Origin of the sequence: Mycobacterium sp. (assembly GCF_025933915.1) — a bacterium.
Lineage (GTDB): Bacteria > Actinomycetota > Actinomycetes > Mycobacteriales > Mycobacteriaceae > Mycobacterium.
Window position 1 is genome coordinate 1 of sequence record NZ_JAICZA010000142.1, and the last position, 12,166, is coordinate 12,166.

Annotated in this window: 11 protein-coding genes, 1 tRNA gene and 2 pseudogenes; 8 read left to right on the top strand and 6 right to left on the bottom strand. The window is 62.3% G+C overall.

Going from position 1 to position 12,166, the window contains the following annotated elements:
- Nucleotides 1–112 (top strand): annotated as a pseudogene (locus tag Q0W90_RS19110) (GAP family protein); the annotation flags it as partial.
- Nucleotides 113–137: 25 nt separating this feature from the next.
- Here the strand turns inward: Q0W90_RS19110 and Q0W90_RS19115 are convergent.
- Nucleotides 138–320, bottom strand: coding sequence for an ANTAR domain-containing protein (locus Q0W90_RS19115; protein ID WP_297775850.1), 183 nt, complete (start codon nucleotides 318–320; stop codon nucleotides 138–140).
- A gap of 716 nt (nucleotides 321–1,036) precedes the next feature.
- On the opposite strand from Q0W90_RS19115, the gene Q0W90_RS19120 reads away from it, so the two are divergent.
- Entirely contained in the window at nucleotides 1,037–1,840 is an 804-nt protein-coding gene (locus Q0W90_RS19120; protein ID WP_297602001.1) for a transglutaminase family protein, read from the top strand.
- A gap of 136 nt (nucleotides 1,841–1,976) precedes the next feature.
- Here Q0W90_RS19120 and Q0W90_RS19125 read toward each other — a convergent pair whose 3' ends face one another.
- Nucleotides 1,977–2,594, bottom strand: a complete 618-nt coding sequence (locus tag Q0W90_RS19125) for a DUF5994 family protein (RefSeq protein ID WP_297775853.1) — start codon at nucleotides 2,592–2,594, stop codon at nucleotides 1,977–1,979.
- Nucleotides 2,595–3,332: 738 nt separating this feature from the next.
- On the opposite strand from Q0W90_RS19125, the gene Q0W90_RS19130 reads away from it, so the two are divergent.
- Nucleotides 3,333–3,536 (top strand): cold-shock protein, encoded by a 204-nt coding sequence (locus tag Q0W90_RS19130; protein WP_225328527.1) that lies wholly within the window; start codon nucleotides 3,333–3,335, stop codon nucleotides 3,534–3,536.
- A 151-nt stretch (nucleotides 3,537–3,687) separates the two neighbouring features.
- On the opposite strand, the gene Q0W90_RS19135 is transcribed toward Q0W90_RS19130, so the two are convergent.
- On the bottom strand, nucleotides 3,688–4,920 hold the full coding sequence (locus Q0W90_RS19135; protein ID WP_297602008.1) for a fatty acid desaturase: 1,233 nt from the start codon (nucleotides 4,918–4,920) through the stop codon (nucleotides 3,688–3,690).
- A 565-nt stretch (nucleotides 4,921–5,485) separates the two neighbouring features.
- On the opposite strand from Q0W90_RS19135, the gene Q0W90_RS19140 reads away from it, so the two are divergent.
- The 4 genes from Q0W90_RS19140 (at nucleotide 5,486) to Q0W90_RS19155 (ending at nucleotide 8,949) form a co-directional block, all read left to right on the top strand.
- Entirely contained in the window at nucleotides 5,486–7,042 is a 1,557-nt protein-coding gene (locus Q0W90_RS19140) for a succinic semialdehyde dehydrogenase (protein WP_297775857.1), read from the top strand.
- Between the two features lie 76 nt (nucleotides 7,043–7,118).
- Nucleotides 7,119–7,697 (top strand): cyclic nucleotide-binding domain-containing protein, encoded by a 579-nt coding sequence (locus tag Q0W90_RS19145; protein ID WP_297699287.1) that lies wholly within the window; start codon nucleotides 7,119–7,121, stop codon nucleotides 7,695–7,697.
- A gap of 73 nt (nucleotides 7,698–7,770) precedes the next feature.
- Nucleotides 7,771–8,205: a DUF4383 domain-containing protein gene (locus Q0W90_RS19150; RefSeq protein ID WP_297600754.1), complete on the top strand. Its 435-nt coding sequence runs from the start codon at nucleotides 7,771–7,773 to the stop codon at nucleotides 8,203–8,205.
- 60 nt (nucleotides 8,206–8,265) lie between these two features.
- Complete coding sequence (locus tag Q0W90_RS19155; RefSeq protein WP_297600757.1) at nucleotides 8,266–8,949, top strand: DUF2510 domain-containing protein; 684 nt, start codon at nucleotides 8,266–8,268, stop codon at nucleotides 8,947–8,949.
- A gap of 27 nt (nucleotides 8,950–8,976) precedes the next feature.
- On the opposite strand, the gene Q0W90_RS19160 is transcribed toward Q0W90_RS19155, so the two are convergent.
- Entirely contained in the window at nucleotides 8,977–9,321 is a 345-nt protein-coding gene (locus Q0W90_RS19160) for a hypothetical protein (protein ID WP_363319577.1), read from the bottom strand.
- Nucleotides 9,322–9,550: 229 nt separating this feature from the next.
- Here Q0W90_RS19160 and Q0W90_RS19165 point away from each other — a divergent pair, with 229 nt between their 5' ends.
- Nucleotides 9,551–11,518, top strand: a complete 1,968-nt coding sequence (locus Q0W90_RS19165; RefSeq protein ID WP_297775862.1) for a hypothetical protein — start codon at nucleotides 9,551–9,553, stop codon at nucleotides 11,516–11,518.
- Between the two features lie 143 nt (nucleotides 11,519–11,661).
- Here the strand turns inward: Q0W90_RS19165 and Q0W90_RS19170 are convergent.
- Together Q0W90_RS19170 and engA are read right to left on the bottom strand one after the other, a co-directional pair.
- Nucleotides 11,662–11,735: transfer RNA gene (locus Q0W90_RS19170), tRNA-Pro, on the bottom strand.
- Nucleotides 11,736–11,812: 77 nt separating this feature from the next.
- Nucleotides 11,813–12,166: pseudogene (gene engA, locus Q0W90_RS19175) on the bottom strand (ribosome-associated GTPase EngA); the annotation flags it as partial.

Genomic DNA, 12,166 nt, shown 5'->3' on the forward strand with positions numbered 1-12,166 from the left:
CCTGCTCCGGGTGCTGCACGGCTGGGTGCGGACCTACCACCGGCAGATCCTGGTGACGCTCTTCACGGTGGTGGGAGTGTCACAGCTGGCTCAGGGCCTGCGCATCGTCTGAGCCGTGCGCGGGCTGGGTCGTCAGCTCAGTTCGAACGCGGAGGGCGGTCCGACTGGACCAGCATGCGCGCGATCTGCTCGGCCCGGGTATTCGACTCCTGCGAGAGTCTGGTCAGCATCGCGAACGCACGATCGGCATCGATATTGAATCGCTCCATCAGGATCCCCTTGGCCTGGCCGATGGTGTCTCGGGTCACGATGGCGCGCATCAGTTGCTCGTTTTCGGCAACCAACGCCTGCTGGCGTTGGAGGTGGGGTGGTTTCCCCGGCGCTGACGGCCTCGAATGTATGCAGCAGTTCGACCGGATCCCAGGCGTCGCCTCGACCGACGTCGCGCGCCACCTCCGCAAGAAGCTGCCCGCTTTCGGAAACTTCCTTCACGCAATGCACCACCCTCACCAGCTCGCCGTGGTCAAGCAGCGGGGAGTTGGTGGGGCTCCATACCCTGGGCAGGAATTCGTCGGGACCGGCGGCGGGGTCGCGAATGTCGTAGCGCTGCATCCGCATCTTGTGGGCGTGGCCGCTGCTCATCGCGGCCTCCAGGGACGACGCAAGCTTCGACGTGCCGTCGGATTGCGGGTCCTTGGATTGTCCGGAAATGCGTCGAACAGATATTGCCCGAGCAGCTCGCCGTGTTCCCGTAGCGTGACGTTTTCGTAGGCATGACTTGGCCCGGATCCGCAGATCGCGGTCAAGAAGCAAGCAACATACGCCCGAGACCCCCTGGACCATTTCTCGGCTATCGCATCGAACCGCTGTTGGTTGCGCACCGCCTAGCCACTACGCACTAATGCAGGTGCCCAACCCTCGATGAGCATCGCTCGAAGCGCGCCACGTGCGACACGATTCCGGCCGCCGCGGGTTGTTACATTCGCATCGCCTGCACGGCTGGCGAACCCGGGCCCGACCGGCGCACTATCACGCTATGAGACGAGAAGTGAGCGCCGAGATCGACGTCGAAATCACCGCGGCCACGACGCTGGAGTTCCAGATCGCCGTTGCGCCACACCCGCATGCTGAGGTCTTCGAGTCGCTGCGCTTCGTCTTGAACGGACGGCGAATCTGGCCCTTGGAGATCAGCGGACTGCACGGCAACCGCATCCACAAGTTCGACGCGGCGGTGGGCACGCTGCGCGTCGACTACGCGGCGACGATCGTGGGTCACACCGATCCGGCTCCGGTGACCGAATACGACCAGTCGATGTACCTGCGGCCCAGCCGTTACGCCGAGGCCGATAAGTTCTACGGTTTCGCCGCCACCGAATTCGGCAACGACCGCGATTCGACGGCGCTGCTGGAGCACGTCAGTTCCTGGGTGGGTACGAGACTCAACTATGTACCCGGATCGAGCGATCCGATCGATGGAGCGGTGGACACATTGCTCGCCGGCGAAGGTGTGTGCCGTGACTACGCGCATCTGGTGGTGGCACTTCTGCGAGCGGTCAGTGTGCCGGCCCGCTTGGTATCCGTCTACGCGCCCGGCGTACATCCGATGGACTTCCACGCGGTGGCCGAGGCTTTCGTCGAGGGACAATGGCGGGTGGTCGATGCGACGCTGCTGGCACCGCGACAGACATTGGTTCGCATCGCCACCGGTCGCGATGCCTCCGACACGGCGTTCCTCGACAATCACAAGGGTGCGATCACGCTGAATCGGCTTTTGGTGGGCGCCCTGGTAGATGGCGAATTGCCTCGCGATTCGATCGACCAACCGGTTTCGATCCGCTGAGTCAGCCGCGCGACCGGAAACTGAGCGTCCATTGAAATCTTCTGTGCCGCAGTCTGATTGCTTCAGAACGACGGGGTGTAAACGCGGAGGGGAGGCGGAAGCGCGCGCTCAGGCGCGCATACCGACATCTCACGCATCAGGGCCGGATTTCCGCGACGGTCGGGGTCTTCTGTCGGTGCGGATGGCGCACTTCAAACATGCTCTCCCCCTGAGCAACACGGACAATGCATTCGGCGATCTTGAACGCTCGCGAATCGTGATGGATCGGATAAACGGGCAGGCCGGCAGCCCGGCGCAGAACCATCACCGCGAGCGCGGTACCGGTTCGGTGCGGAACTATCAGCAGCTTCGCGCGCGCGTCGCGGCCCACAATCGTCATGATCTGTGGGTGAATCCCCTGCCACCAACCCCAATTCAGATCCGGCTGGCGTTGCAACGATGACCAATTGACGTTGATGTCGACGACCTGGCCTAAACGGACGTCCAAAGCGGAGACCAAGTCGGGCAGTTCTCGCGAGATCAGTGATGTGCGGGGCCACCACGCGCCGTCGATCTTGTTCCCGAGCAGGGGTGCCAGCGTGAGCCGCAGTGAGCTCGCGGGGTGCGCCGCGCCTACCGCACCGATCAAGCCTGGAGGCGCCCCCGCCGCTGAGTCAGCGCCCTCGCGGCATTGCACCGTAGAGGTCGCGAGGACGTCTGTTCTCGGATTCTGTTCAGGTGCAACGAGGCGGATCGCTGGATCTGCGCGATTCATGCGACGTCCCTTCACAGTTCGAGACGATCGGCCCGCGAGTCGGGTCGACGGAGGAATCGCATTGTCCGTGATCTCGTTCGCGCAATGACGTTCGAGGCCAGTGCCGACAACGAAACGGCTCTACACCGACGTTACGCCATCAGCTACTCGTGCGTCAGCAGTAGCATCCGGTTTCACGTCATCGCTGGTTTTTCGAATATCACAGTGACAGTTGGATTATCTCATTTTCACGTCATTTCGGACCGCGCAGTTTGCGGCTGTTTGGTTGCGCAGCATGGGGCCCGCACCAGAGGTGTAGACTCGATTAACCGGGACCAGCCAGGCCCCTCAGTCAAAGGGCCGTGATGTCTGATAAATCTCCCCGGCAAGCCATGGGAAAGAAATCGGGTAAGTCTCTGAAAGAGAAGCGGGCTGTTAAGCGGAGCAAGGCTGCCGAGACCTCGCAGACCGAAGCTTTGCTCGTTGCCAAGAAGCGCTGAGGCGACGATCTTCCTCGATGCCCTCCCCGATCGCGCCCGATCGGCTGCCATAAGGCCGCGGGGTGCCTCCTCGAGTCCAGCGGATCAACCCGCACGACCGACCGGCATCGGTGAAATATCTGAAACACGAACCAGTCGAACAAGACTCAGCAATCCCGAAGGTAAGCGGAAATCACGCCGTTAATTTATCGCCGGATTGTGTTACGGTTAGTGTGGATGTAGCTAAATTACATCCATTTGAAAGAAGGAAGAAGTTAGTATGACACAGGGAACTGTGAAATGGTTCAACAGCGAAAAGGGCTTCGGATTTATCGCCCCTGACGGCGGCGAAAAAGATGTGTTCGTGCACCATTCTGAGATCCAAGAGAGCGGTTTTCGGACCCTCGAGGAGAATCAGAGAGTCCAGTTCGAGATCAGCCAGGGCCCTAAAGGCCCCCAGGCGGTGGGAGTAACCGCCGTCTAGCGGTGCAGCACGAAAACCCCTGGGGCCGAACGAATCCTCACGGTCTGTGACCGGACGATGTCGTTAGTTTCGGCCCCGGGGGTTTCTGCGTCCGTCGAGATACGCCGCGCACCAAGCCATTTGTTGGTCTTCCGATAGCACTATCAGAACGCTAGGCGGACCGGCGTCTCGGCGGGCGTCGGTTACCAACCATGGCCGTCGCCAATCCGCGTCGCCTCACATCGTTGCCCGCGACTGGCTCGTGCGGTTGTCCCACGATGCTCCGAAACCTGTTCTCGGACGCTGTCTCTGGTGCGTCGTCGGCGGTGGCAAACAGAAACCGGTTGGGCAGCGCCAATTTACAGATTGTGCGAACGGTGAGCAGATACTGCCGAAGCAGCGGGCCCGTGGTGTAGGGCAAGTCGTAGGTAACACACAAGGCATGCACCCGGTCGGCGATCTCAGGGTAGCGATTGCTCGGCAGATCAGGGAAGAGGTGGTGTTCGATTTGATAGCAGAGGTTTCCGCTCATGAAGGCCAACACCGGCCCGGCTCGAAAGTTGGCGGTACCCAGCATTTGCCGGAGATACCATCCAGCTTTCGTCTCGCTCTCCAGAACTGACGGGTCGAATTTTTCCGCTCCATCCGCGAAGTGACCGCAGACGATTACGACGTACGCCCAGACGTTGCGCAACCCGTTGGCCACCACGTTTGCCGCCAGTGCGCGGCGCCAGCGGCGGCCGTTCAGCGCGGGAAAGAAGACATAATCCTTGCCGGCCTGACGAGCCATCTTGCGGATCATCACACTTTTGTGCGCAGATCTACCGGCGTCTGTGGTCTCGCGATCCCGTACGGCGTACAGGCCGTGCAGTGCGATGCCCCATTCGAAGGCCAGCGCCAGCAGCACCGCACGCAGCGGCTGCGCCAAGGAGCTCGGCTGCCACTCCTGATCCCGGGTGACCCGGAGGACTCCGAATCCGAGGTCGTCGTCGACGTCGACGATGTTGGTGAACATATGGTGTCGGTGGTTGTGAGAGGACTGCCAGTGCTTCGAGGGACCGACCATGTCCCATTCCCAGGTACTGGAGTGGATTTCCGGATCGTTCATCCAATCCCACTGACCGTGGCTGATGTTGTGGCTGAGTTCCATGTTCTCGACGCACTTGGCCACAGCCAACGCGGCGGTTCCGACGGCCCATCCGACCTTGGTTCTGGTGCCGAGGAGGGTCAGCCTCGCCGCGACCTCGAGGCATCGCTGAAAGGCGATGGCGCGCCGGATGTAGTCGCGGTCCTTGGCGCCGCGCGAATCCTCGACGTCGCGACGGATCGTCTCCAATGCCGCCGCGAATTCCTCCAGGTCTGCGTCACTCAGGTGGGCGTATTCGGGTACTTCGGTAATGGCCACGGAATCAGTGGGATTCGGGCATGGCGGTACGCGGCGGCTGTGCGACGACGTGCGGACAGGGCGGGTTTACGAACCGCGGCAAAAGGGGTTACGTCCGATCTTTGTGGAAGGTTGATTACGCGCAAGTGGCGAGGATCGGCGCGAGGTCAGCGCAGCGACGAACTTCTCGATCTAGGGAGCCGACCCGTGGCATGGACGCGACTGGCGCCACAGCCCCGGAGCCGATGGGTCGGGGCGGCACGGCGACCCCTCCGGAACCTACCGGCCCGGTGTACGGCTGAATCATCTGCTGGAATACCTGCATTATCGGCTCTAGGCATTGGTTGACACCAAAGGCTACATGAGCCGCGACTCCGGCAGGTTTGTGCATGGAAAACGGACGAACTGTCGTCGGTCTCGGGCCTCGTCGGAGTCGTCCGGCTTGCTCTCAGAGTCGTCGGACCTCTCAGGCCCCAGGGAATTGTCGGGACTCTACCCCCCGACTTGGCCGCGGAGCCCTCGGACGCGTCCGCGAAGCCAATAGTCTGGTGTTTTGGACGCCCGCGCTTTTTCGAGAGGTAACGACATGCCCGCACCGTCAGCCGAGGTCTTCGACCGCCTGCGCCAGCTGGCCGCGATCAAAGACGCCACCGCACGCCAGACCAGGACGATCGACGAGGTCTTCACCGGCAAGCCGCTGACCACCATCCCGGTCGGCACGGCCGAGGACGTCGAAGCCGCATTCGCCGATGCGCGCGCGGCCCAGCCCGACTGGGCGAAGCGTCCGGTCAGCGAGCGCATCGATGTCATCAGCCGGTATCGCGACCTGGTCATCGAGAACCGCGAGTTCCTGATGGATCTCCTGCAGGCCGAGGCGGGCAAGGCGCGATGGGCGGCGCAGGAGGAGATCGTCGACCTGGTAGCGAACGCGAACTACTACGCACGCGTCTCGGCGGATCTGCTGAAGCCCCGCACGGTGCAGGCGCTGCTCCCCGGGATCGGCAAGACCACGGTGGGTTACCAACCCAAGGGTGTGGTCGGGGTGATTTCACCCTGGAATTACCCCATGACCCTGACGGCGTCCGACTCCGTGCCCGCGCTGCTGGCCGGTAACGCCGTGGTGCTCAAGCCGGATAGCCAGACCCCGTATTGCGCGCTCGCATGTGCCGAGCTGCTCTACGAGGCCGGCCTGCCGCGAGCGCTCTACGCGATCGTGCCGGGGCCGGGCTCGGCGGTCGGCACCGCGATCATCGACAACTGCGACTATTTGATGTTCACCGGATCGACGGCCACCGGCAGGCAACTCGCGGAGCACGCGGGCCGCCGGCTGATCGGTTTCTCCGCCGAACTCGGCGGCAAGAACGCGATGATCGTCACGCGGGGGGCCGACCTCGACAAGGCCGCCAAGGCTGCCACCCGCGCATGCTTCTCGAACGCGGGCCAGCTGTGCATCTCCATCGAGCGGATCTACGTCGAGAAAGACATCGCCGACGATTTCATCGGCAAGTTCGGCGCCGCGGTACGGAATATGAAGCTCGGCACCGCGTATGACTTCTCGATCGACATGGGCAGTCTGATCTCCCCCGGCCAGCTGGAAACGGTGACGGACCATGTGGACGATGCGAAAGCCAAGGGCGCCAAGGTGATTGCCGGCGGCACGCCTCGACCCGACATCGGGCCGCTCTTCTACGAGCCGACGGTGCTGACTGACGTCACGCCGGAGATGGAGTGCGCGGCCAACGAGACGTTCGGGCCGGTCGTCTCGATCTATCCGGTCGCCGACGTCGATGAGGCCGTCGAGAAGGCCAACGCCACCGAGTACGGACTCAACGCCAGCGTGTGGGCCGGCTCGTCCGCGGACGGCCAGCAGATCGCCGCCCGGCTGCGATCGGGGACCGTGAACGTCAACGAGGGTTACGCGTTCGCGTGGGGCAGCCTCGGCGCACCGATGGGCGGGATGGGCCAGTCCGGCGTCGGGCGCCGCCACGGCCCCGAGGGCTTGTTGAAGTACACCGAATCGCAGACGATCGCGACCGCACGCGTGTTCAATCTTGATCCGCCGCTTGGCATTCCGTCGACCCTCTGGCAAAAGTCGCTCTTGCCCATCGTACGGACGGTGATGAAGATCCCCGGCCGGAAGTGAGATTCGTCGGCGGCCCGTCGTAAATCCGCGTTACGCTCATCGATGTCAGCGGCACATCGCACGTCAGGAGTCCGCTATGAAGGCCGACGCGAAGCAATACGAGGAAGACGCTCGCCGGCTACGCGAATACGCCACATTCGGTAACTTCTCGGATGCTCAATTGCAGCGTCTCGCCCGAGTAGCTCATCGCACCGCGACATCGGCGGCATTGCCGCTGATTCATGAGCAGACCCCGTCGGACTCCTGCTACATCCTGCTCAGCGGGGAGGTCGGCGTGTACATAGGCCGGGACCGCGTCGCCGCGCTGGGGCCGGGCGAGGTGATCGGCGAATCGGCGCTGCACCGTGGCAGACTGCGTTCCGCGACCGTGACGACGATGGGTCCAGCGGAGTTATTGCGGATAGAGCGCGACGATCTCGCCACGTTGCTCGATGAGATACCGGCATTGCGCGAAATCATTGATGCGTCTGTCGCGCGACACTTACCTGTCGACCTGCCGCCCAAACCAAAACCACCGTTCTCCAGGTTGGGCGCTTCGGTCCGCACCGACTTGGTCGAGCGGTTTGAGCAGGCCGCCGACAGCGCCGGTCTGGACGTCGAGACCGCGCTCGAAGATGCGCTTACCCGTTGGATCGAACGGGACGGCAAAGCGTAGCCTCTGCGTTCGTTGACCCCGATCTACTACCGGGCATAGTATTCGGGCCATCTCACGCACGAGGGGGTGCCATGTGAGGTGGAGTTTCGCCCAGGTCGGACTGCTGATCATCTGCGTTTTCCACGTCATTCAGGCGGTGATCGGGTTCATCCTCAATCCCAGCTTCGCGACCGGACCCACCGCGCCGACCGTGCAGCTGCTCGGAATGGACTACAACGGCTGGCACGCCGTCGCCGGTCTGGCGTTGTTCGCGCCAGGCCTGGTGTTCGCGATGCGCAAGTCGTGGTCCGTGTTGTATCTACTGCTCGCCGCGATAGCCGGTGCGCTGCCGGGCATTTGGGCGTTCTTCTCGCACCAAGTCGCCTATGTCTTCAACTTTCCCAACAACGTCACCGACGCGGTGGTGCACTTGGTGACCGCGGCGATCATGGTGGCGGTGGCGGCCGTCCAGATCCGGATGGACGGCGGGCTCAAGCATTCGCTCGCCGACCTCCGGAGGACGCCATAGGGTTGTGCTGCCGCGGGGGGGCGGGTAGCCGGGATGCTCTGTCACGACGAAACTGGAGCGATGCCACCTGAACAGGCGCCGCCCCCGCCGAAATCGGCGCCGGGCTGGTACCCCGATCCCGCAGGGGTAGGCCATGGGCTGCAGCGGTACTTCGACGGCACCAGATGGACCGGCGAGTGGGCGTTCGCCACAGAGCCGCCAAAGAAGGGCCTCTCCGGCAAGTCGGTTTTGGCCCTGGCGGCGCTGTGTGTCCTCGTTCTCCTGGTCATCGTCGGCAAAAGCTGGGTTTTCGACCCGAAAAAGGACAATCAATCGACCCCATCCAGCAGTTCGGCCACGGCGGGACCGCCGGCACCGACCGGGGCGGCGCCGTCGACACCGGCCGGTCCCAAGAAACCGGACGGCGTCACCTTCACTACGGCTCCAGGGCCCAACGGCGACGTGGTCGACGCCCGATTCGCCATTCGTGACAACTACACCGAGCAGATGATCAGAGACGGCGCCCGGTTGGACACCATCGACATTCTCAAGTACGCGAAAGCGACCTATCCCGATGCGTCGGCGGTGAACGTGCAGGGCACCTTTCCGATGACCGACCCGTACGGCAACACCTCGACTCGCGTCGCCATCGACCTCACGTATTCGCGAGCGACGCTGGACAAGATCAACTTCGATGGCATCACCAAAACCAGCATCTGGGAGATTCGCGATTCCGGCACTGTTCTTCCGGCCTTTCAGCCGTAAGCCGGCCGTGTCGTGCCGACCGGTGGACTACGTCGATTCGGTGCGGGCTTCCTGGTAGCGGATGGACGCCACCAACGCCACGGCGAGCAGGAACAGCAAGGGCACGAACACAAACGGGTAAGCGGCGACTGCGGCCATGGCGATGAGCGAGCCCGGCACCATCACCGCTAATGAGACCGTCGGATGCTTCTCGCTGAGACCGACGATCTTCGCGGGGGCCGCGAATGCCAGCGCGACCTGCTCATACCGATCCGGCCAATCTCCGTAGTACGAGCAGCGGATCTCGAGGCCGCACCCCGTGCAGTTCCGCCCATAGGAGTAGCGGGTTTTGAGGCCGCAACCGATGCAGGTGTGGGTGGTCATCCGGCCCATGCTCTCATCGCATCGAGCGGCCAGGTTGCCTCCCCCGCCGCGGGGGATTTCTGCTACATGCGTCCTCGTTCTGCTCATCGTCGTGGGTAAAAGCGGGATTTTCGACCCGAAGAAGGCCGGCCACTCGGCGGTTCCCAGTGACTCCGAGTGCAGTTGGCCGCGATGGTGAGTCGTTGCAGAATAAGATGCCGTTCGTTCCAATGAGTCGGCCTACACGGTATGGGGAATCATGTTCAATTTATCCCAGAGCCGATTGCCTGTAATGGCGATTATTTTCGCTTTGACCGTTGCGGCATGCTGCTCGCCCGACCAGGCAAGAGGCGGCTGTCCGAGTCCGCCCGAAGCGACCACGACGCAACCCGCTGCCAGTATGGATACGGATCAGGATATGGACGGTAGCGTGGGGATGCTGAGCCCGGAGACCAAGGCCTGCCCCTTATCTATCCTGGCCAAGAATGATCCTGAGCCACCGTTGTATCCCTATATCGGAAGCGCACATTGGCACGTACCGTGGGCGCAGGAGTATTTTGATCAGGGCTTGAGGTTCTACTTCGCTTTCAACAACCGCGAATCTTATCGAGCATTCCGCAAAGCAGCCTTTGACGCCAGGGATGACGGAATTGCCTGCTCGGCATGCTATTGGGCCCAGGCGCTCGTGCTTGGAGTCGACCTCAATATGAAGACGGAATCAAACGAGGATCGACTTGCCGCGAATAAAGCGCTCGACGATGCCCTCGGCGCCTATCCAAACCCGGAAGACCTGGAGATCATCGAGGCTTTGCGGGGACGATACCAGAATTGCAATCCCAACAAGGAAGACGACAAGCAGGAGAAGATATGCCAGGGGATTCGTAATCAAGCCTACTACGAGGGGATGAAAACGGTCCTGCATGATTTCGGCAGCGACGATCCCAACGTCGTCACACTCTTCGCCGACGCGGCTATGAACCTGACACCATGGGACTTTTGGAATAAGGACGGAGATCCAAAATACTCTGAGTTTTCCGAGCCGATCACCACGGCAAAGAAGGAACTCGAGAGGGCTTCGAACTTCGTTCAATACCCGCGAAACGAAGGGCCTCTCCACTGGTATATCCACCTGATGGAACAATCGCCCACACCGGGCGACGCTGAGCGAGCCGCGGACCTGTTGGCACCGCTTGCGCCGAATGCAGGTCACCTCGTCCACATGCCGTCACACATCTATTTCCGGGTGGGGGACATGCGGAAAGCGGCTAGCGTCAACAAACAAGCGGTCGAAGCGGACGAAAGGTATTTCGCCGAGGAGCCTGACTTGTATCGCCCGGATGGCGACCGCTACAGGTACTCATATTATCCGCACAATATTCATTTCGTCATTGACGCCGCCGCGTTGAGCGGCGACGGCGATGATGTCAACAAGTATGCGGAGAAGCTGCTCGAATCGGCGCCGGACAAGACAAACGGACTGCGTGCGGACCTCTACCGGGCCGTCTACTATCTCGCGAGGATGAATTTTTCGGATCCGGCGGATATTCGCAAATTTCCGGAGCCCAACGCTTTGAATCGGCAACCGCTCGCGAACATCGCTTACGATTTTACCCAGTTGATGGCAAATATCTGGGACAATCAGCCTTTCAAGCAATCGGCCGACACATTCGAAAAGGACCTCGCCAAGTATCGGCAGCTTGCGAAAAGACCCAACGATACCTGCGACATCAAAAAGCCCCGACTCCCCGGCGCCAAGCTGTGTCTGGCCGCGATGCTAGACAACCTGCGGCATGCGAGGGTTTGGGCCTTGAACAGAAAGTGGGACGAAGCGGTTGGCGCGGCGCAAAGCGCGGTGGCTATCCAGAATGCCCTGTCAGATGAGTCCTATGACGAGCCTCCGTTGTGGCCGTACCCGGCAAGTCAGACGCTGGCCTCGGTCCTGATCCGGAAGGCGGACGCCGAGGGCCCCAAGACGGGTCCCGGCCAAGAGGATCTGGAAAAAGCCAAGCAGCTGCTGTCAACGAGTCTGAATATGAACAGATCTCGCCGTGGCAGTCCCGATCTAATCCCGACGGGGACTTTTCCCGGAAACGGCTGGGCGTATTACGGCCTGTGGGAGATCGCGAAGTGGGACAGCTCCTCCCAGGCCGAGGTCGATAAGGCCTGGGAAGAGCTCAAGGACCACTGGTTCGGGGATCCCCGATTCCGAAGCCTCGATCGGATGTAGGGGCGGCGCGCACGTCCGGCAGGATGCGCCGACGGCCGTTCGTAGCCCATCGCTACCGCCCGGCGCCTGTTGGCGCATTTAGTGGCGCAGATACCCCTGAGGGGTACGGCCGCCCGAAAGACCAAAACCATCTCTGACCTGTGTCGGGCTGACAGGATTTGAACCTGCGACCACTTGACCCCCAGTCAAGTGCGCTACCAAACTGCGCCACAGCCCGCGCGCCAGTGGTTCCACCGGCAGCAGGTCGAAAGCCTACCGTAGACCCCGAGCGTCAGCGCGACCGCAGCCTTGCCCTCAGCGGCGCCGTGCTCCCCGCTTTTCGCGTAGCCGCACGTTGATCCGGATCGGCGACCCCTCGAACCCGAAGGTTTCGCGCAGCCGGCGTTCCAGGAAACGCCGATACCCCGCCTCGAGAAAGCCGGTGGTGAATAGCACGAATGTCGGGGGCCGGGCGGTGGCCTGGGTGGCGAACAGGATGCGCGGCTGCTTACCCCCACGCACCGGGGGTGGGGTGGCCGCCACCACCTCTTTCAGCCAGGAATTCAGCGGGCCGGTGGCGATCCTCGCGTCCCACGACGCCAGCGAGGCCTCCATCGCGGGCACCAGCTTTTGCACCGCGCGGCCGGTCTTGGCGGAGATGTTGACGCG